Annotated in this window: 17 protein-coding genes; 7 read left to right on the forward strand and 10 right to left on the reverse strand. The window is 68.3% G+C overall.

The features are described 5' to 3' along the window. Nucleotides 1–681: 681 nt before the first annotated feature. The 6 genes from ACWF4Z_RS28285 to ACWF4Z_RS28310 all read right to left on the reverse strand — a co-directional run bounded on the left by ACWF4Z_RS28285 (nt 682) and on the right by ACWF4Z_RS28310 (nt 10173). Nucleotides 682–1962, reverse strand: a complete 1281-nt coding sequence (locus ACWF4Z_RS28285; protein ID WP_452246187.1) for a guanine deaminase — start codon at nt 1960–1962, stop codon at nt 682–684. Next, a complete protein-coding gene (xdhC, locus tag ACWF4Z_RS28290; RefSeq protein WP_452246188.1) occupies nt 1959–2825 on the reverse strand; it encodes a xanthine dehydrogenase accessory protein XdhC in 867 nt (288 codons plus the stop codon). The genes ACWF4Z_RS28285 and xdhC overlap by 4 nt, the downstream gene beginning before the upstream one ends. Beyond that, on the reverse strand, nt 2813–5152 hold the full coding sequence (xdhB, locus tag ACWF4Z_RS28295; protein WP_452246189.1) for a xanthine dehydrogenase molybdopterin binding subunit: 2340 nt from the start codon (nt 5150–5152) through the stop codon (nt 2813–2815). Before xdhB ends, xdhC begins: the two co-directional genes overlap by 13 nt. Further along, entirely contained in the window at nt 5149–6585 is a 1437-nt protein-coding gene (locus tag ACWF4Z_RS28300; protein WP_452246190.1) for a xanthine dehydrogenase small subunit, read from the reverse strand. Before ACWF4Z_RS28300 ends, xdhB begins: the two co-directional genes overlap by 4 nt. Continuing rightward, complete coding sequence (gene uraD, locus ACWF4Z_RS28305; protein WP_452246191.1) at nt 6582–8504, reverse strand: 2-oxo-4-hydroxy-4-carboxy-5-ureidoimidazoline decarboxylase; 1923 nt, start codon at nt 8502–8504, stop codon at nt 6582–6584. Before uraD ends, ACWF4Z_RS28300 begins: the two co-directional genes overlap by 4 nt. 136 nt (nt 8505–8640) lie before the next feature. Beyond that, complete coding sequence (locus ACWF4Z_RS28310) at nt 8641–10173, reverse strand: PucR family transcriptional regulator (protein ID WP_452246192.1); 1533 nt, start codon at nt 10171–10173, stop codon at nt 8641–8643. A 178-nt stretch (nt 10174–10351) separates the two neighbouring features. Here ACWF4Z_RS28310 and ACWF4Z_RS28315 point away from each other — a divergent pair, with 178 nt between their 5' ends. Genes ACWF4Z_RS28315 through ACWF4Z_RS28340 form a run of 6 tightly spaced genes read left to right on the forward strand, consistent with a single transcriptional unit; the run spans nt 10352 to nt 17107 of the window. After that, a complete protein-coding gene (locus ACWF4Z_RS28315; protein WP_452246193.1) occupies nt 10352–11173 on the forward strand; it encodes a hydroxypyruvate isomerase family protein in 822 nt (273 codons plus the stop codon). Next, complete coding sequence (locus ACWF4Z_RS28320) at nt 11170–12069, forward strand: 2-hydroxy-3-oxopropionate reductase (RefSeq protein ID WP_452246194.1); 900 nt, start codon at nt 11170–11172, stop codon at nt 12067–12069. The genes ACWF4Z_RS28315 and ACWF4Z_RS28320 overlap by 4 nt, the downstream gene beginning before the upstream one ends. Beyond that, on the forward strand, nt 12069–13859 hold the full coding sequence (gene gcl / locus ACWF4Z_RS28325; protein ID WP_452246195.1) for a glyoxylate carboligase: 1791 nt from the start codon (nt 12069–12071) through the stop codon (nt 13857–13859). Before ACWF4Z_RS28320 ends, gcl begins: the two co-directional genes overlap by 1 nt. A 13-nt stretch (nt 13860–13872) precedes the next feature. Continuing rightward, nucleotides 13873–14955, forward strand: coding sequence for a glycerate kinase (locus ACWF4Z_RS28330; protein ID WP_452246196.1), 1083 nt, complete (start codon nt 13873–13875; stop codon nt 14953–14955). After that, on the forward strand, nt 14952–16295 hold the full coding sequence (allB, locus tag ACWF4Z_RS28335; RefSeq protein ID WP_452246197.1) for an allantoinase AllB: 1344 nt from the start codon (nt 14952–14954) through the stop codon (nt 16293–16295). The genes ACWF4Z_RS28330 and allB overlap by 4 nt, the downstream gene beginning before the upstream one ends. Further along, the gene (locus ACWF4Z_RS28340; RefSeq protein WP_452246198.1) at nt 16292–17107 is read left to right on the forward strand and encodes a bifunctional allantoicase/(S)-ureidoglycine aminohydrolase; all 816 of its coding nucleotides are present in this window, start codon (nt 16292–16294) and stop codon (nt 17105–17107) included. Before allB ends, ACWF4Z_RS28340 begins: the two co-directional genes overlap by 4 nt. On the opposite strand, the gene ACWF4Z_RS28345 is transcribed toward ACWF4Z_RS28340, so the two are convergent. After that, nucleotides 17097–17516: a GNAT family N-acetyltransferase gene (locus ACWF4Z_RS28345; RefSeq protein ID WP_452246199.1), complete on the reverse strand. Its 420-nt coding sequence runs from the start codon at nt 17514–17516 to the stop codon at nt 17097–17099. The two genes, ACWF4Z_RS28340 and ACWF4Z_RS28345, sit on opposite strands and share 11 nt — an antisense overlap. Before the next feature lie 31 nt (nt 17517–17547). Beyond that, complete coding sequence (locus tag ACWF4Z_RS28350; protein WP_452246200.1) at nt 17548–18087, reverse strand: GNAT family N-acetyltransferase; 540 nt, start codon at nt 18085–18087, stop codon at nt 17548–17550. 112 nt (nt 18088–18199) lie between these two features. Here ACWF4Z_RS28350 and ACWF4Z_RS28355 point away from each other — a divergent pair, with 112 nt between their 5' ends. Beyond that, nucleotides 18200–18967 (forward strand): SDR family NAD(P)-dependent oxidoreductase, encoded by a 768-nt coding sequence (locus tag ACWF4Z_RS28355; protein WP_452246201.1) that lies wholly within the window; start codon nt 18200–18202, stop codon nt 18965–18967. Between the two features lie 43 nt (nt 18968–19010). Here the strand turns inward: ACWF4Z_RS28355 and ACWF4Z_RS28360 are convergent, their stop codons facing one another. Continuing rightward, nucleotides 19011–19805 (reverse strand): ABC transporter permease, encoded by a 795-nt coding sequence (locus tag ACWF4Z_RS28360; protein WP_452246202.1) that lies wholly within the window; start codon nt 19803–19805, stop codon nt 19011–19013. Then, entirely contained in the window at nt 19802–20755 is a 954-nt protein-coding gene (locus ACWF4Z_RS28365; RefSeq protein WP_452246203.1) for an ATP-binding cassette domain-containing protein, read from the reverse strand. The genes ACWF4Z_RS28360 and ACWF4Z_RS28365 overlap by 4 nt, the downstream gene beginning before the upstream one ends. Nucleotides 20756–20793 lie beyond the last annotated feature (38 nt).

The following is a 20793-nucleotide window of genomic DNA, read 5'->3' on the forward strand; positions in this document are numbered from 1 at the left end:
CCGGTGTGGTCAGGTCGGGTGCGGGTTACGGACGCTGAAGATGAGGGGCTATCCGGCTCTTGTGACTGATGTGCGGATCGCCGGCACTCATTAAGCGGCCGACGAGCACCGGGCCACACCCCGTACAGGCTCGAGTACTCACCCCGGCCGCAACGGACCGCCGGTTGATGAGTGGCGCAGGTCCGCTTCGCGCGTCTTCACCTGTGCAATGCGGAGCTCCAGGCCATCACAATCAGTCGGTTGGCTGGGTGGTAGGCGTGGCGGCTGGGTTGGGTGGCGATTGTGATGGCCCTGGGGATCGGTGTGGGCGGACTCCAGCCACTCGTCAACAGCGGATCCGGCTCTGCTGGGCGAGGTCGTGAGCGTGGATGGGTGCTGAACGGTCGGGTTGGTGAGTGGTGGCGGTCCGCTCTCGCCCGCCAAGCGGCGTTCGGCTGCATACCTGGCCCAGGGCAACGACAGACGGCCGGATATCCCATGAGATTGTCCGTTCTCCCATGGGGATTTCATGGGAGAACCAGCCATCTCATGGGATTGCCCATGAGATGGGGGGGGTGGCGGACGGCGGGTTCGATGAGTCGTGGTGATTGGTTAGGGGCGTGATTTCGAGTCGTGGGTTTTGGCTGCGGTTCTTCGTGTGTTTGTGCCAATATCCACGACTCGAGATCCGGGTGGCGGGGTTCAGGGGTTGAGGAGGGTGCCGTCGATCCAGACTGCTTGGATGTCGGCGGGGGTGCCTAGGGTGAAGATTCGGGAGAGGGTTTCGTCGGCGTCGGTTGCGTGGGTGAGGCCTACTGCCAGGGGGGAGCCGTCGGCGGGGCGGACGAGTTGGGCGTCGAAGCGTTTGCCTACGGACAGGTCGCCTACCTCGGTCAGGCCTAGGGCGTCGGCGCCGGCGGCGGTGGCCAGGTAGAGGAGGTGGGCGGAGCTGAGGGCGAGGCCGTGGTCGCCCAGTAGTTGCTGGCAGAAGTAGGCCTGCAGGCCCTCTTTCAGGAGGGAGAAGCCGGTGCCGGCGCCTACGTCGGAGCCCAGGGCGACGCGTACGCCGTGCTGCAGATGCCGGCCCAGTGGGAACAGTCCGCTGCCGAGGGCCGCGTTGCTGGTCGGGCAGTGGGCGACGGTGGCGCCGCCAACCGCGAGCATCTTGAGCTCGACGTCGGTCGGGTGGACGTTGTGGGCGAGGATCGAACGGCGATCGACCAGGCCATGCCGGTCGTACGTCGTCACGTAGTCGCTGCCCCCGAAGAGGTCGGCCACCGTAGCGACCTCGGCCTCGCTTTCATTGACGTGCGAGGTGAAGAGCGCGCCGGGGATCGCGTCCATCAGGTCGTGACACGTTGCCAGCAGGTCGTCCGTGCAGGACAACGAGAAGCGCGGTGTCACGGCGTACCGGTTGCGGCCGACGCCGTGCCAACGGTTGGCCAGGGCAAGCGATTCGGCGTACGCGCGGACCGGGGTCGTCAGGAGGTCCGGCCGGAGCAGCCGGTCACTCAGCACGAGTCCGCTGGTGATGCGCAGGCCGACCTCGGAGGCGGCGCTGAAGAGTGTGTCCATCGCGTCGGCATAGTGAGCGCCGAACACCAGGGCCGAGGTCGTGCCCGCCGCCGCGAGCCCACGGACGAACTCGGCGGCGACACTTGCGGCGTACGACGAATCGGCCATCCGCGCCTCCTCCGGCAGCGCGTACCGGTCGAGCCACTCGAGCAGTGGCAGCCCGAGTCCGCCGACCGCGCGGATCTGCGGGAAGTGCACGTGCGTGTCGACGAACCCGGGCAGTACGACGCCGTCGGTCAGGTCGATCACCCGCTCGGCCGGATGTGCCTGCCGGAGCTCCAGAAAAGGGCCGCGGGCAACAATGACGCCGTCCGTGACCAGGACGCCGGCGTCGGCCTCGACCCGCAGGCCGCCCCCGGCGAACGGACTTTCCGGAGTATCGAGGAACGTGCCTCGGAAGATGGTCATGCCTTCGCCTCACGCTGAGCCGGCGCAGGGCGACGCGCGGCGGATGGGACCGGCGCGGCAGTGCGCTCGGTGACGAACTGTTGGAGCAGCCAGGCGGCGACGCTGACCGCGATGACCGCTGGTTCTTTCCCGGGGAGATCGGCCAGGCCGATCGGGGTGGTGATGCGATCGATCGCGGCGTCGGAGTTGCCGTCCTCGCTCAGCTTGCGGCGGAACCGGGCCCACTTCGCGCGCGACCCGATCAGCCCGATCGTAGCGAGCTGCTCGGTGCGGATCGCGGCGTCACACAGCGCCGCATCCTCGGCGTGATCGTGCGTCATCACCAGCGCGTGCGTGCCCGGCGGCAGCTCCCCGACGACCAGCTCCGGCAACACAGGCACGTTGTGCACGTGCACCTGCGCGACCGCGTCGGCAACGACCACGAGTCGTTCAGGCGTGAGCTGATCCGGCCGCGAATCGACCAGATGCAGCTCGACGTCGTGCCGCGCCAGGATCCGCGCGAGCTCGAGCCCGACGTGGCCGACCCCGAAGATCGCCACGGAAGGCACCACCGGCAACGGTTCCAGCAACAACCGCACCTCACCACCGCAGCACTGCACACCATGCTGGTACGGCGCTTTGTCCGACAGCGCAACCTCGAGCACCTCGGGTACGCCTTCCCCAGCGGTGATCATGGCCCGCGACCGCTCGATCGCGACCGCCTCGAGATTCCCGCCGCCGACCGTCGACCAAACGTTGTCCACAGCAACGACCATCTTCGCGCCGGCCTCCCGCGGGGCATGCCCGCGGACCGACACCACCGTGACCAGTACGCCGGGCAACCGCTGCGCTCGCAGCCGCTGGACGGCTCTCATCCATTCCATGTGATCCCACCTCGCGCCCGATCGAGCGCCCAATACACAGCTTCCGGGGTCGCGGGCGACGGCAGGTCCACGCTCGTCCCCGGCGGACCGAACGCGGCCGCAGCCTGCCGCAGCGCCTCACGGACAGAGAACGCCAGCATCAACGGCGGCTCACCCACGGCCTTCGACCCGTACACCGCGCCGTCCTCATGCGCCTTCTCCAGCAGCCGGACATTGAACACCTCCGGCATCTCCGAGAAGCTCGGCAGCTTGTAAGTACTCGCCGCCTGCGTCGCGAGTCGCCCGCGCCGGTCACCCGAGCTCTCGTCCCAGCGCAGATCCTCGAGCGTCAACCAGCCCGTCCCCTGCACGAATCCACCCTCGATCTGACCGATATCGATCAGCGGACTGAGACTGTCGCCGACGTCATGCACGATGTCGACCCGCCGCAAGGTGTAGGCGCCGCTGAACCCGTCCACCTCGACCTCGGCCGCGGCAACGCCGTACGCGAAGTACTTGAAGGGCTCGCCGCGCATGGCGTTCGCATCCCAGTGCAAGCCCTCGGTGCGGTAGAAGCCGGCCGCCCACAGCTGCACGCGCTGCATGTACGCCATGCCGACGATCTCCTCCCACGGCACGCCGTCGCCGGACAGTCCGCGCCCGACGCCGTCGACAAATCGCACGTCACGAGGACTGATCCCGAGCCGTCCGCCCGCGGCCTGTTCGAGCCGTTCCCGGATCTGTTCGCACGCGTTCTTGATGGCCGCGCCGTTCAGATCTGCGCCGGCCGAGGCGGCGGTCGCCGAGGTGTTCGGCACCTTGTCGGTCCGCGTCGGCGCCAGCCGCACCCGCGCCAACGGCACGCCGAGCGAGGTGGCGGCGACCTGCAGCATCTTCGTGTGCAGACCTTGGCCCATCTCGGTACCGCCGTGATTGATCAGCACCGACCCGTCCTTGTAGACGTGGACGAGCGCCCCGGCCTGGTTGAACGCGGTCAGGTTGAACGAAATCCCGAACTTCACCGGAGTCATCGCCACTGCCCGCTTCACGTGCGCATGCTCAGCGTTGAAGCGCTCGATCTCCGAAGCTCGCCGTACGACGTCGCCGCCGTCGATGACCTGGCTCCAGCACGACTCCAGCCGGTCGGCGTGCCGGACCGGCTGCCCGTACGGCGTGGCGTCGCCCAGCCGATAGAGATTGCGCCGGCGCAGTTCGAGAGCGTCGTACCCGAGGAGTGGCGCGCACCGCCCGAGGATGTCCTCGATCACGAGCATGCCCTGGGGCCCGCCGAACCCGCGGAACGCGGTCTGCGAGGTCTTGTTCGTCTTGGCAATCTGCCCGTCCACCCGGATATGCGGAATCTCGTACGAGTTGTCGATGTGACAGATCGCCCGCGCCAGCACGGGTTCGGACAGATCCAGGCTCCACCCGCCGTCTGCGGTCAGCGTGGCGTCCAGCGCGACCAGCCGCCCGTCGTCGGAGAATCCCACCGTCCACGCGCTGTGGAACCCGTGCCGCTTCCCCGACATCGTCATGTCCTGCGTCCGGTTCAGCCGCAACCGCACCGGCCGACCGGTCAGCGTCGCGCCGAGCGCAGCGATCGCGGCGAACCCATGCGGCTGCATCTCCTTGCCACCAAAGCCGCCGCCCATCCGCAAGCACTGCACGGTCACCGCATGACTGGCCAGACCGAGCACGTGCGCGACGATCTCCTGCGTCTCGGACGGATGCTGCGTACTGCTCTGCACGAAGATCTGACCGCCCTCGTCGACCAGCGCCAGCGCCGCGTGCGTCTCCAGATAGAAGTGCTCCTGCCCGGCGAACTCGAACTCACCCCGGAACACATGGGCCGCCCCCGCCAACGCAGCATCCACGTCGCCGCGCTCCAGATGTCGACCGATCCCCTGGAAGCTCCCGGCCGCAATGGCCTCGCGTACACCGACAAGCGAGGACAGCGGCTCGTACTCGACCTCAACCGCCAACGCACCAAGGCGCGCAGCCTCCAACGTCTCGGCGAGCACCCAACACACCGCATGCCCGTGGAACATCACCACATCCGGGAACAGCGGCTCGTCGTGCTTCACCCCCGCGTCGTTCACCCCGGGCACGTCGTCGCCGGTCAACACCCGCACCACGCCAGGGACGTCGTACGCCGGTTTCACCCGGAGCGCCGTGATTCGCGCGTGGGCGTGCGGTGACTGGACCGGCCACGCATGCAGGACATCGCGCGTGCGCTGGACGAGGTCGTCCGTGTAGAGCGCCGTCCCGGTGACGTGCAGGGCTGCGCTCTCGTGCGGCATCGGTACGCCGACAACCGCCTGCGCCGGCCGTTCGGACAACGAGCTCATGCGCCGACCCCCTGTGCGTAGAACCGGAGGAGCGATTGGCCGAGCATGGCCGACCGGTACGACGCACTCGCGCGGTGATCGTCCATCGGCGTACCCTCGCCGGCCATTACTCCGGCCGCCTCGCGGACAGTGGTCTCGTTCCACGGCTGACCGATGAGCGCAGCCTCGGTCGCGCGGGCGCGGAGCGGGGTCGCGGCGACTCCACCGAGGCCGATCCGGGCCTGCGTGACCACGCCGTCCGCGACGTCGACGGCGTACCCGATCGCGACGCTGGAGATGTCGTCGAAGCGGCGCTTGGCGATCTTGTGGAACGCCGTCATTGGTGCCAGGGGCAACGGAAACACGATGGTTTTGATCAGCTCGTCGGCTGTCCGAACGGTCTGCCGATACCCGGTGAAGTAGTCAGCGAGCGGGACCACTCGCTCGCCTCGTCGCGACGCGAGCACGAGTGATGCGTCGAGCGCGAGGAGTGCCGGCGGCGTGTCTCCGATGGGTGAGCCGGTGCCGAGGTTGCCGCCGATCGTGGCGCCGTTGCGGATCAAGCGGGACGCGAACTGCGGGAACAGTTGGGCCAGCAACGGCACCCGCCCACCGAGCTGCCGCTCGATCTCGGTCAAGGTCAGCGCCGCGCCGAGCCGGACCTCGTCGGGACCGAAGGAGAACTCACGGAGCTCCGCCAGCCGGTCCACGGCGACGGTTAGCGGCGGCCGGGAGCCGAAGAGGTTCACCTGGACGCCGAGGTCGGTGCTCCCGGCAACGATCTGCGCATCCGGCCGATCGGCGAGCAGCCCCAGGACGTCGTCGAGCGAGGCCGGTCGGACGAACTCGGCCTCGCCTGTCACCATCCCGGTCGTGGCCGGCGGAGGTGGTGGCGAGTCGCGGCGGACGGCGAGGGTGTCGTTCACGGCCGGCTCACCGAGGGCGTAGGCCGCGTCCTTGATCGGTCGATAGCCCGTGCAGCGGCAGAGATTGCCGCTGAGCGAGTGGAGGTCGAACCCGTTCGGACCATGCTCGTGGTCCTCAACGACCGGAGCACGACCAGGACGGTAGTACTCGGCGGCCATGCTGCAGATGAAGCCTGGTGTGCAGTAGCCGCACTGCGAACCACCGCGGACCGCCATCTCCTGCTGGACGGGGTGCAGGGCGGCCGGCGTACCCAGTCCCTCGGAGGTGATGAGCTCCTGGCCGTCCAGCGAGGCGATCGGCAGCAGGCAGGCGTTCACCGCGACCCACTCGGTCGGGGCGTCCGTACCGGGCCGCGCGACGAGCACCGAGCAGGCGCCGCATTCACCCTCGGCACAGCCTTCCTTGGCGCCGGTGAGGCCGCGGTTGCGGAGCCAGTCCAGGGCGGTGGTGTGGACGGAGACGTCGCCGATCGCGGTGTCCTCGCCGTTCACCTTGAGAGCGGGTGCGCGCAGCGCTTGTGTGGTCATCGGTTGCTACTCCAGCGGGTTCTCGCACTGTGGATCGGATTGGCGTCGGAGACGAAGTCGTCGAAGCGGTAGCCGGCGATCTTCGCGATCTCGAGGAGCGCGGCGGCATGTTCCTGGTTCTCGCAGTTTCCCAGTCGCTCGCGCCCCTGCTCGACAATCCGGTCGAACGACTCGGCGTCGCGGACCGAGATGACCAGCGGGAAGCCGAACCGCTCCTTGTACGCCGAAGTGATCGTGGCGAGCTCGTCGCGGTCCGGGTCGGCCAGGTACGTCAATCCCTTGTCCGACTGGTCGCGCAGCGACGCTTCGCCACTGAGGCCGTCGGCAACGAACTGCGAACCGAGCTGCGGGTACGCCTCGATCAGCTCGCGCTGCTCGTCGTGCGAACCGGAGAACAGCGCCTCCTGGAACGAACGTCGCAGCGCATGCGTGTCGGCGAAGGGCCGCATGTCCCACGCCCGCTCGACCATCCAGCGCGGCCCCTGGAACAGACCGGCGAACGTGTAGACGAACTCGTCGCGGCTCATCGTGTTGACCTGGTCCAGCCGGATCGAGTCACCGGGCTGACCGGCCACCGCGGGTCCGTAGTCCTTGCCGACGTGGTGGAACACGATGTTCAGACCGATCGCGGTCAGGCTGCCGAGCGTGATGCCACTCCCGAAGATGATCTCGGCCCACCCCGGCACGGCCTGCGAGACCTGCGGTTGCGCGGTGACATACATGGCCAGACCGACGCTGGTCGCCACGATCACGACGTTCCGGTGATCGTGGAAGTCGACCTTGGTCAGCGTCTGGAAGCCGACGACGGCCACGGTGGCGAACATCGCGAGCGCCGCGCCGCCCAGCACCGGATGGGGGATACCGGCAACGACCGCGCCGGCCTTCGGGACCAGGCCGATCAGGATCATCAGCCCGCCCGCGGCCGCGACCACCCAGCGGCTGCGGACCCGGGTCAGCCGGACCAGGCCGACGTTCTCGGCGAAACACGTGTAGGGGAAGGAGTTGAAGACGCCGCCGATCGTGGTGGCCAGGCCGTCGGCGCGCAGCGCGCGGGCGATGTCGTCGCGTCCGATCCGCTTCTCGACGATCTCACCGGTTGCGAAGACGTCACCAGTCGTCTCCACCGCGGTGATCAACATGACCACCACCATCGAGATGATCGCCGCGATCGAGAACTTCGGCCAGCCGAACTGGAACGGCGTGGTCACGCCGACCCAGGCCGACTCACCCACCGAACCGAAGTGCGCGTCCCCGAACGCCCACGCGACCAGCGTGCCGACGACCAGTCCGGCCAGTACGGCGATGGTCGCCATGAAACCCTTGAACACGCGCTGGATCAACACGATCAGCGCGAGCGTCCCCAACGCATACGCCAGGTTCTTGCCGCTGGTCGGCGCGGCCGTGGGGCCGGCGCCACCGACGGCATCGCCGGCAGCGACCGGGAGGAGCGCGAGGCCGATGATCGTGATCACCGAGCCGGTCACCACCGGCGGGAAGAACCGGATCAGCTTGCTGAAGAACGGCGCGATGAAGAAGGTCGCGAGTCCGGCGACCAGGACGGCGCCGTAGATGACGAGCAGGCCTTGGGTCCCGCCACCGGCCGCGAGACCGATCGCGATCATCGGCGACACCGCCGTGAACGTGACGCCTTGCAGCAGCGGCAACCGCACACCGACCTTCCAGAACCCGACCGACTGGATGATCGACGCGATCCCGCAGGTGAAGAGGTCGGCGTTGATCAGGTGGATCAGTTGCTGGGTGTTCAGGCCGATCGCGTTGGCCAGCAGGATCGGGACGATCACCGCGCCGGCGTAGAAGGCGAGGACATGCTGGGTGCCGTACACGAGCAGCTTCCCCGGCGGCAGGACCTGATCGACAGGGTGGCGACTGGTGCGGTTCGGTCGCAGGGTGGCCTTCATCGGGCACGCTCCTCGGCGTTCGGCAGTACAGCTTTGAACCTGCACGCCAGCATCGGCTCAGCGACGCCCCGATTGCACCCGATAAACCTCCGAAGTTGAACGGCCGATGAACCCAGCACTTTGGAGGATCACACAATCAGAGCGATTTCAGCGCCAGGAACACGTCGACCCGGTCCTCGAGCTGCGACAGATCGCGGCCGGTCAGTTGCTCCACGCGTTCGATCCGGTAGCGAACCGTGTTCACGTGCAGATGCAGCGATTCCGCCGTCCGCGCCCAGGAGCCCGAACAGGCGAGGAACTCCTGCAGCGTGGCGAGCAGGTCGGCGTGCGTCCGGCGATCGTGGTCGAGCACCGCGCCGAGTACGCGCTGGGTGTAGGTGCGCCGGATGTCGTCGGGCAGCGTCGCGAGCAGCAGGACATGCGAGGCGACCTCGTCCGAGGTGACGACGGAGACCGGCGCTCGCCCGGCTCTGGCCGCACGTTGGGCGAACCTGGCTTCTTCGAGAGCGCCGGCGAGTGCCTCGATGCTGGTCTCGCCGCTGATCCCGACCGAGAGCCTGGCGTGATGCAGACCCGGAGCGAGCCGCCCGAAGGCCCGGCGCAACCGCTCGGGCAGCCCGGGTACGAACGGGAGGAATCCGACCAGCAGGCCGTCGCGACCGGCCGCGACGACAGCCGGCCCGACCATCAGGGCGACGTCCTCGAACAGGCTGAGAGCCACCTCGTTCGGACCGTCGTCGCGCAGTTCGGCGACCGCCACCACCATCGGCCGGTCCGCGTGGGACCCGGCCTGCCGGAGACGTGCGGCAACGTCCGTATGCAGTGCGCCGGACTCGACCAGCGTCAGCGCATCCGCCACCAGCGGTCGCAGTGCACGGCGTCCTTCGTCCCGGCGCGCACGGTCCAGCGCGGCGATCGCGCACAGCTCCTGCACCGCCTCGACATGGTCGCGAGACCACTGCGCGTGGTTGCCCTCGATGACCAGCACCCAGGCCGTGAGCCGATTGCCCAGCCCTGATCCGACCGGGAACAGGCTGTACGGCGTACCGTCCGCATCGGCCAACGCAGGGGTGCGATCCGCGGTCAGGAATCGCCGGGTCACCGCATCCAGCGTCGCGTCGTCCAGCTCGCCAGGACCGGGTACGACGTGCCGGCCGGTGGCGGTGATCACCCGGCAGTCGTGGCCGATCTCCGCCGAGATCCGGGCCGCGAGTTCGTCGAGGCTCCGGCCCGCCGCGATCGACGACAGGAGCTGACGTTGACGGACCAGGCTCGCGGACAGTCGGGCGCCGGTCTCGGCCGAGCCCTTGGCGGCGACGTACTCGGTCACGTCCGCGAACGCGATCTCGATCGGCACCTCGATCAGCGTGACCTCATGCCGCCGGCACGCCTCCAGCAGGCTGGCTGGAACGTCGCCGAGCTGCGCCTTCCCGGCCAGAACCGTGGTAGCGCCGCGATCGGCCAGCGAGGCGACGAACACCTCGCTGTCGGAGGGCCCGCGATGCCAGACCAGCCCGGTCAGCACCACCTCACCACCGTTGAGGTAGCGGCCCGGGTCGAGCAGATCGGTCGTCACCAACCGCCCGATCGGCCGGTCCAGCGCGCTCCCGGCCGAATGCAGCAGCCGTAGCCCCAGCTCGGGCGCATCGAGCAGCTCCGACAAGAGCACGGCCAACCTCCTTTAGAGGAACGTACAACGCGCGCCCGCACACGAGACAGCGATTCCGACGATCGGTGCGGCTTCTTGCCCGTCAGCTTGTCCGGACGCTTGACGCTCTCGACGCGACCGTCTTATGGTCATTTCGCAGAACAGAATTGAAATTCCGCAATACGGAAAAGAGTGTCGAATGAGCGACCCGCTGCGCTACACCGTGAACTGCTCGCTGCTGTTCATCGAGTTGCCTCTGCTGGAACGGCCCGCGGCCGCTCGGCGCGCCGGCTTCAGTGCGGTCGAGTTCTGGTGGCCGTTCGTCGAGGCCGTGCCGCCGGACCGCCAGGTCGACGCGTTCGTCACCGCGATCTCCGACGCCGGCGTGCAGCTCACCGGCCTGAACTTCTTCGCCGGTGACATGCCCGGCGGCGACCGCGGGCTGGTGTCCTGGCCGAAGCGGGCGAGCGAGTTTCGCGACAACGTCGACGTCACCGTCGGCATCGGCGAACGCCTCGGGACGGGCGGCTTCAACGCCCTGTACGGCAATCGCGACGAGACGAGTTCCGAGCGCGAGCAGGACGAGCTCGCGGTCGAGAACCTCGCCCTGGCAGCGCGTGCCGCGGCCCGGATCGGCGCGACCGTGCTGGTCGAGCCCGTCAGCGGCGCGGATCGGTACCCGCTGCGGACGGCGGCCGACGCGCTCACGGTGATCCATCGCGTCCACACGGCGTACGACGTACCGAACGTCGGTCTGCTCGCGGATCTCTACCACCTCGCGGTCAACGGCGATGACGTCGACCGGGTCATCGCGGACCACACGGACCGGATCGCGCACGTACAGATCGCCGATGCGCCGGGCCGCAACGAGCCTGGCACCGGCTCGCTGCCGCTCGATCGCCAGCTCACCGCCCTCGCCGCGAACGGCTACGCGGGCTGGGTCGGCCTCGAGTACAAGCCCTCCAGCAGCACCGCCGAAAGCTTCAGCTGGCTTTCCTTCGATCGGGAGAACAACGAATGACGAATATCGCCTTCATCGGGCTCGGCATCATGGGCAACCCGATGGCCATCCACCTCGCGAACGCCGGTCACACCGTGGCCGGCCTCGATCGCAGCCCGGAGCGGACCCAAGCGCTCGTCGACGCCGGCGGCCGCGCGGCGGAGTCGATCAGCGACGTGGTCAAGGGCGCCGACGTGATCTGCGTGATGGTCCCGGACTCTCCCGACGTACAAGACGTCCTCGAAGGAGAGGACGGTGTCTTCCAGCACGCCGAGACCGGCACGCTGATCATCGACTTCTCCAGCATTCGACCCGACGTTACCCAGCAGCTCGCCGAGCAGGCCCGCGCGCTCGGCTTCCGCCTGCTCGACGCCCCGGTCTCCGGTGGCGAAGCCGGCGCGAAGAACGCGGTCCTCTCGATCATGGTCGGCGGCGAGGCGGACGACTTCGCCGCCGCCAAGCCGCTCTTCGAGGTCGTCGGCAAGACCGTCGTTCACGTCGGCCCGAGCGGTTCGGGCCAGACGGTCAAGGCCGCCAACCAGCTCATCGTCGCCGCCAACATCCAGGCCGTGGCCGAGGCCGTCGTCTTCCTGGAGGCGTACGGCGTCGACACCCGGGCTGCCCTCGAGGTGCTCGGTGGTGGACTCGCCGGATCGACGGTCCTGAACCAGAAGAAGGAGAACATGCTCACGCGCTCCTTCGAGCCGGGCTTCCGGATCGACCTGCACCACAAGGACATGGGGATCGTCACCGCGGCCGCGCGCGAGGCGGGCGTCGTCGTACCGCTTGGTGCTCTGGTCGCGCAGTTGGTCGCATCGGCGCGCGCGAACGGCGATGGTGGTCTTGACCACTCGGCATTGTTGCGGGGCGTGGAGCGCCTGTCCGGGCTGCGTTCGACTGATTCGGCGATCGCCTGATGGCCCGGATGCGCGCGGTCGACGCCGCGGTCCTGATCCTGGAGAAGGAAGGGTCCACGCAGGCGTTCGGCCTGCCCGGCGCGGCGATCAACCCGTTCTACAGCGCGATGCGGCAGCACGGCGGGATCAAGCATGTTCTCGCCCGCCACGTCGAAGGCGCCTCGCACATGGCCGAGGGGTACACCCGTGCTCGCGCCGGCAACATCGGCGTCTGCATCGGTACGTCGGGACCCGCCGGGACCGACATGATCACCGGCCTCTACTCCGCGTCGGCGGACTCGATCCCGATCCTGTGCATCACCGGTCAGGCGCCGGTCGCGAAGCTGCACAAGGAGGACTTCCAGGCCGTCGACATCTCCTCGATCGCCAAGCCGGTCGCGAAGTGGGCGGTCACGGTGATGGAGGCCGCGCAGGTACCGGGGACGTTCCAGAAGGCGTTTCACCTGATGCGCGAGGGCCGTCCGGGTCCCGTGCTGGTCGACCTGCCGCTGGACGTGCAGCTGGCCCAGATCGACTTCGACATCGAGACGTACGAGCCGCTGCCGGTGGCCCGACCAGCAGCGACACGGGCGCAGGCCGAGAAGGTCCTCACGATGCTGGCGTCGGCCGAGAACCCATTGATCGTCGCCGGCGGCGGGATCATCAACGCGGACGCGGCCGACGTGCTGGTCGAATTCGCCGAGCTGACCGGGATTCCCGTCGTACCTACGTTGATGGGCTGGGGTGCGATCGCGGACGACCACCCGCTGAGCGCGGGAATGGTCGGGCTGCAGACCTCGCATCGCTATGGCAACGCGACCCTGCTCGCCGCCGACCTGGTCCTCGGCATCGGCAACCGGTGGGCGAACCGGCACACCGGCGGTCTGGATGTGTATCGCGGCGACCGGAAGTTCATTCACGTCGACATCGAGCCGACGCAGATCGGCCGGGTTTTCGCGCCGGACTACGGCGTGGTGTCCGACGCGCGCGCCGCGCTGGAGGCCTTCGTCGAGGTCGCGCGCGAGTGGGACGCGGTGGGCAAGCTGCCCGATCGATCCGCGTGGGCCGCGGAGTGTCAGGAACGGCGTACGACGTTGGAGCGCAAGACGCACTTCGATGTGGTGCCGATCAAGCCGCAGCGGGTGTACGAGGAGATGAACCGGGCCTTCGGACCGGAGGTGCGCTATGTCAGCACGATCGGTCTGTCGCAGATCCAGGCCGCGCAGATGCTGCACGTCTACCGCCCACGGCACTGGATCAACGCCGGCCAGGCCGGCCCGCTCGGGTGGACCGTGCCGGCCACCTTGGGCGTCGCGGTCGCGGATCCGGACAGCACGGTGGTCGCGCTGTCGGGTGACTACGACTTCCAGTTCCTGATCGAGGAGCTGGCGGTCGGGGCGCAGTTCAACATCCCCTACATCCATGTCGTGGTGAACAACTCGTATCTCGGCTTGATCCGGCAGGCGCAGCGCGGGTTCGACATGGACTTCTGCGTGCAGCTGTCGTTCGAGAACATCAACAGTCCCGAGGTCAACGGGTACGGCGTCGACCACGTCAAGGTCGCGGAAGGCCTTGGCTGTAAGGCTTTGCGGGTCTCCGAGCCGGACGGGATCCTGCCTGCGCTCGAGCTGGCGAAGAAGCTGATGGCCGAGCATCGGGTGCCGGTGGTGGTCGAGGTCATCCTCGAACGCATCACGAATGTCTCGATGGGCCTGGAGATCGACAACATCGTCGAGTTCGAGGACCTGGCCGACGGACCGGCCGACGCGCCGACCGCGGTGTCGCCGGCGGCGTTCGCCCTGCTCGATTGATGGCGCTCAATTGATGCGGGTGATTGTTGCCTCTGACAAGTTCAAGGGCAGTCTGGCGAGTGCTGAGGTCGCGGCCGCGGTCGGCACGGGCGTACGGCGAGTCCGCCCGGAGACGACTGTGGTCGCGATCCCGGTGGCTGATGGCGGTGACGGGACGTTAGCGGCAGCCGTGGCTGCTGGGTTCGAACTCGTGCCGGTGACGGCCTCGGGTCCTACCGGAGAGCCTGTCCAGACGGGGTATGCGCGTCGTCGTCAGGTTGCCGTGGTTGAACTCGCGGACGTGTCGGGCTTGGTGCGGCTGCCTGGTGGCCGGTCGGCGCCGATGACGGCGACGTCGTACGGGACCGGTGAGGTGATCGGTGCTGCGATCGATGGTGGATGTACTCGCGTGATCCTTGGGATCGGCGGGAGTGCGTCGACCGATGGTGGTGCCGGGCTGATCTCCGGGTTGGCCGGATCTCTCGACCTGGGGGCGCTGCGACGACGGCTCGAGGGGGTGGAGATTGTCGTCGCGTGTGATGTCGACAATCCGTTGACTGGGCCGATGGGTGCCGCGGCTGTGTATGGGCCGCAGAAGGGCGCCGACCCTGGACAGGTAGCTGAGCTGGATGCGGCGCTGACGGCTTGGGCTGACCTGGTGGCGCGTGAGACCGGGCGGGATCTGCGGGATGCGCCGGGTGCGGGGGCTGCGGGTGGAGTCGGTTTTGCGGCGCTCGCAGTGCTTGGGGGCGAGCTGAGGCCGGGGATCGAGCTGATGCTGGAGCTCGTCGGCTTCCACGAGCAGATGGTGGGTGCCGATCTGGTGGTCACGGGCGAGGGTGCTCTCGACGAGCAAACGCTTCACGGCAAAGCCGTTGCAGGTGTAGCGGCGGAAGCTCGAACCGCCGGGATTCCGGTGGTTGCGGTGTGTGGGGTCAACCGGCTGTCGCAGCATCAACTGAAGGCTGCGGGGGTGCGGGCGGCGTATGCGTTGACGGAGCTCGAGGCGGATGTAGGGCGGTGTATTGCCGAGCCGGTGCCGTTGCTCGAGCGGCTTGGGGAACGGATCGCGGTGGAGCACCTTACGATGAACGGAACTGAGAGGGGACTGGCATGAGCGCGCTGGACCTCGTGGTTCGGGCTCGGCGGGTGGTGCGGCCGACCGGTGAACAGGCCGGTGCGATCGGCGTGCGTGACGGCAGGATCGTTGCCATCGCGCCGTACGACGCCGACCTCGCGGCGGCCACGGACGTTCGGCTCGCGGACGACGAGGTGCTGCTGCCCGGCCTCGTCGACAGCCACGTGCACGTCAACGATCCCGGGCGGACGGAGTGGGAAGGTTTCACCACCGCCACGAAAGCAGCCGCGGCGGGCGGCGTGACCACGATTGTCGACATGCCGCTCAACAGCATCCCGCCGACGTGCGACGTACCGGCGCTCGATCTCAAGCGCAAGACCGCGCAGACGCAGGCGTACGTCGATACCGGCTTCTGGGGCGGCGCGATCCCGGGCAACCGGTCCGATCTCCGTCCACTCCACGACGCGGGAGTCTTCGGCTTCAAGTGCTTTCTCCTGCATTCCGGCGTCGACGAGTTCCCACCGCTCGACCCGCAGCAACTCGAGGCCGCGATGGTCGAGCTCAGTGCCTTCGACGGGCTGCTGATCGTGCACGCGGAGGACGCTCACCGGATCGATCAGGCCCCACCCGCTGATGGCGCCAGCTACCTCGATTTCCTGAACTCGCGCCCGCGGGCAGCAGAGAACGAGGCCGTTGCCAACGTCATCGAGCTCGCTCGTCGGACGGGCTGCCGAGTGCACATCCTGCATGTCTCCAGCGCCGAGGTGCTGCCGATCATCGCTGCGGCACGTGCCTCCGGCGTACGGATTACCGCGGAGACCTGCCCGCACTACCTGACCTTCACCGCGGAGGAGATCCCCGACGGCGCGACACAGTACAAGTGCTGCCCGCCGATCCGCGAGGGCGCCAACCGCGAGCAGCTCTGGGACGGGCTGAAAACGGGCGTGATCGATCTGGTCGTCTCCGACCACTCACCGTCGACGATCGACCTCAAGCACCTGGACACCGGTGACTTCGGCACCGCCTGGGGCGGCATCGCGTCCCTCCAGCTCGGCCTCTCCGCGGTCTGGACCGAGGCCCGCCGCCGCGGTTTCACCCTGAACGACGTGGCCCGCTGGATGTCCGCTGCCCCGGCCGCACAGGTCGGACTGGCAACGAAGGGCCGGATCGACATCGGATCCGACGCCGACTTCTGTGTCTTCGCCCCCGACGAGACCTTTGTCGTCGATGCGCACACCCTGCAGCACAAGAACGCGATCACGCCGTACGACGGGCGCACGCTGGACGGCGTCGTTCGCGCCACGTGGCTCCGCGGCGAGCCCGTCGACATCGACGCCGGCCCGCGCGGCCGTCTGCTGACCCGAGGAGCATCACGATGAGCTACTACGCCCCGAAGGGTGGGCTGCCCGCGCAGACCGACCTCACCACCGACCGCGCGGTCTTCACCACCGCGTACGCCGTCATCCCGCGCGGCACCATGCGGGACATCACGACCAGCCGGCTGCCGTTCTGGGACGACACCCGGCTGTGGGTGATCGCGCGGCCGCTGTCCGGGTTCGCCGAGACGTTCTCGCAGTACATCGTCGAGGTCGCGCCGGGCGGTGGCAGCGACCGGCCGGAGACCGATCCCGGTGCCGAGGTGGTCCTGTTCGTTGTCGAGGGCAACGTGGTACTCACGGTCGCCGGTGAGAAGCACGCGCTTTCGCCGGGTGGGTACGCGTTCCTGCCGCCCGGCGGGGACTGGACCTTACGCAACACCAGTGATGCGGTGGCCCGGTTCCACCTTGTTCGTAAGGCTTATGAGCGGATCGAGGGCATCGACGTACCGGCTGCTTTCGTCACGAACGAGGGTGACGTCGAGGGTCGGGCAATGCCGGACACCGACGGCCGGTGGAAGACGCAGCGGTTCGTCGATCCGGACGACGTACGCCATGACATGCACGTCAACATCGTCAGCTTCGAGCCGGGTGGGGTGATCCCGTTCCCGGAGACGCACGTGATGGAGCACGGCCTGTATGTCCTCGAAGGCAAGGCCGTCTACCTGCTCAACAAGGACTGGGTCGAGGTCCAGGAAGGCGACTTCATGTGGCTACGCGCCTTCTGCCCGCAGGCCTGCTACGCCGGCGGCCCCGGCCCCTTCCGCTATCTCCTCTACAAAGACGTGAACAGGCATCCGAGGCTCACTCTGTAAGGCTTTTCTGGAAGAAGACCCGGCTGATGCCGCCTCTGCTGGGGATCCGGCCGAACTCTTTCCAGCCGTGCCGCGCGTAGAAGTCCGGAGCCTGGAAGTCGATCGTGAACACGAAGCCGCTCACGCACCCGCGGCGCCGGGCCTCGGTCTCGGCCTGCTCGAGGACGCGGCTGCCGAGACCCGAGCCGCGCAGCGAGTCCGGCAGGTAGAGCAGATCGACGAACCACAGCCCGAGCGAGGTGCGGCCGGACAGACCGCCGACGGTCCGATCCCCCTCCTTCACCAGGACAGCCAGCGACTGTCGATCCTGGATCCCGGCGGCCGTGAGGTTGAACTCGTCCAGCCCGGCCGAGATCACGGCGACGTCGGCATCACTGGGCTCATCGGTCAGTACGACATCAATGGTCACGCTCAGGACGTTAACCGACCCTGCCGACATTTCAGGCCGAGACGATGACCGGCCGGTGGGGTGTGGGCAGCGGGTCGGTGACCAGGCGGGCGTGGCGTTCTACGTCGTACCGGGTGCCGTCGTACGCGAGGCGCTGGCGTTCGACGCCCTCGGAGAGGAAGCCTGCGGCGGAGGCAACCGCGCAGGAGGCGGCGTTGTCGACCTGGTGGCCGAGCTCGAGCCGGTAGAGGCCGGCGTCGTGGTGCGCCCAGTCGGCCAGGGCGCGGAGTGCGTCGCGAGCGACGCCGTGGCCGCGGGCGTCGGCGACGGTCCAGTACCACGTCCAGCCGACCTGATGCCGGTCGATGTTCGTCACGGCCACGCACCCGATCGGGTGATCCTCGGCGTCGGCAACGGCGTACACATGTCCGTTGTCCAGGTCGGCGACCCGCCCGATCCAGTCCACCGCGGAAGCCCGGTCCACCACCCCGACCTGCATGCGCATCTCGGGATCCTGGTGCGCTGCCGCCAACCGCAGTGCATCAGACGTCCGCCACCGTCGCAGCCCCAGCTGCCCAAGCGCGTATCCCATCCATCGAATCTACCGCCGGATCCGGCTCCGCAAACCCGTTCCGGCGCGTTCCGGTCGAGACCGGTGTCCATCGACGAGGCGTCACCTCAGCAGGTCGGGCAGGATGGTCCCCATGGGATATCTGGACTTCAGGGATCAGGTCGTCGTCGTGACCGGGGCCAGCAGCGGGATCGGGGCCGCGGCGGCGGTCGGGTTCGCCGAGACCGGCGCGACGCTGGCGCTGCACTACCACCGCAACGAGGAGGGCGCGACGCACACCGTCGGCGCGGTGCAGACGGCAGGCGGTACGGCGTCCTTGCACCAGGCAGACCTGGCTGACTCGAAGTCGGCGGACGCGTTCATCGACGACGTACTCGCGCAGCACGGGCGGATCGACGTACTCGTGAACAACGCCGGCGACCTGGTCCACCGGTCGCCGATTGCCGACGTACCGGACGAGGAGTTCCACCGGATCCTGGACGTCAACCTGACCTCGGTGTTCGCGCTCAGCCGCCGGATCGTGCCGGTGTTCCGCGGACAGGGCGGCGGCGCGATCGTCAACGTGACCTCGATCGCCGGTCGGCACGGCGGCGGTGGCGGATCGGTCGTGTACGCGACCAGCAAGGGTGCGGTCAGTACCTTCACCCGTGGTCTGGCCAAGGAGCTCGCCCCGGATGGGATCCGCGTGAACGCGATCTCGCCGGGCGTCATCAAGACGCCGTTCCACGAGCGGCATACCGGCGACGAGCAGCTGACCGCGATGATCGCCACCATCCCGATGGGCCGGACCGGTACGCCGCACGAGTGTGTCGGCACCATCCTGTTCCTCGCCTCCGACCGGATGGCGTCGTACGTCACCGGTCAGATCATCGAGGTCAACGGCGGCCAGTTGATGCCGTAGGCGAGGCCGCCCGGATGACGAGGTCACCCGGGCGGCCCGGCCGTCACCGCGACAGGGTGCGGAAGCGGTGTGCCGACAACGGCAGGAAGATCGCGATCAGCACCAGCGGGGCGATGATCGCGGCAATCTCGGCGTGCGTGCCGATCCAGGTCGCCGTCGACGAGGGATCGGGGTTGCCGAAGAGCTCACGGGATGCGGTCGCCGTCGCCGACAACGGGTTCCACTGGGCGATCGTGCCCAACCAGGCCGGCATCGTCGAGGTGGCGACGAAGGCGCTGGACAGGAACCCGACCGGCCAGACCAGGACCTGCACCATCGTCACGCTCTGCGCGTTCCGCACGCTGAGCCCGATGAAGATCCCCACCCACAGCAAGGCGAACCGCAGCAGCAACAGCAGCCCGAAGGCCGCCACCGCGGACGGCAACCCTTCGTGCCACCGCCAGCCGAGGACGAGCCCGGTCCCGGCCAGCACGATCAGCGTCACCACCGAGTCGAGCATGTCCGCGATGCAGCGGCCCAGCACGACCGCCGCCGAGCTGATCGGCAGCGACCGGAAGCGATCCGTCACGCCCTTCGACGCGTCGGTGGTGACCGCGGTCATCGTGCCTTCCAGCCCGAACAGCATCGCCAGCGCGAAGATCCCCGGCACCAGGAGTTCGTAGTACGACGAACCTTCCGGCGAGACCATCGCCCCGCCGAGCAGCCCGCCGAACATCAGCAGCATCAGCACCGGGAAGGCCCAGTTGAAGATGATCAGCGCGGGCTGCATCCGCCAGTGCACCAGCGTCCGGCGCGCGATCGTCCAACTGTCCGCCAGCGCCCATCCGACGGTGGTCATACCGCCACCTCCGGTCCGGTCAGCTGCAGGAACACTTCGTCCAGCGTCGGTCTGCGTAACGTGATGTCCTCCGGTTCGATATTTGCCTCATGCAACGAATTCGCCATCACCACGAGTGCCCGCGTCCGGTCCTTCACCGGCACGCTGATCCGTTCCGCGCTGACCCGGATCTCCCCGTCCGCCAACGGTCCCGCGAGTTCGACGACCCGCGCTACGTCGGCCGGATCGGTGAGGACCAGATCGAGCCAGTCCGAGCCGAGCTGGGTCTTCAGCTCGTCCGGGGTGCCCTCGGCAACGACCTTGCCTGCCTTGAGCATCGAGATCCGGTGCGCCAGCTGATCCGCCTCCTCCAGGTACTGCGTCGTCAGCAGTACGGTCGTGCCGCCGTCGACCAGCTGCCGTACGGCGGACCACACCTCGAGCCGCCCGGCCGGGTCCAGACCGGTCGTCGGCTCATCCACGAACAGGACCGCCGGCGCCACGATCAGGCTGGCCGCGAGGTCCAGCCGCCGCCGCATCCCGCCGGAGTACTTGCTCACCGCCTGACCGGCCGCCTCCGTCAGGCTGAATCGCTCCAGCAGCTCGTCGGCCCGGCGGCCGGCGGTTGCGTGCCCTAGATGATTGAGGCGGCCGAACATGACCAGGTTCTGCCGCCCGGTGAGGATCTCGTCGATCGCGGCGTACTGGCCGACGAGTCCGATCCGCCGCCGGACGTCGGCTCCTTGGCGGCGAACGTCGTACCCCGCGACTGTCGCCGTACCCTCGTCCATTTCGAGCAGTGTGGACAGGATCCGCACCGCTGTTGTTTTGCCGGCGCCGTTGGGGCCGAGCAGGCCAGTCACCGTGCCGGCCGTGACCTCCAGGTCGAACCCGTTCAGACCTGCCCCCTCGGTGCCGCCTTTGTAGTGCTTCCGTACGCCGACAGCCTCGATCACACGTTCCGTAGCCACTTCCCACCTCTCGCCCGGGTTGAGTCGTAGAGTGTACC

The sequence above is a fragment of the Kribbella sp. NPDC055071 genome (assembly GCF_053608045.1).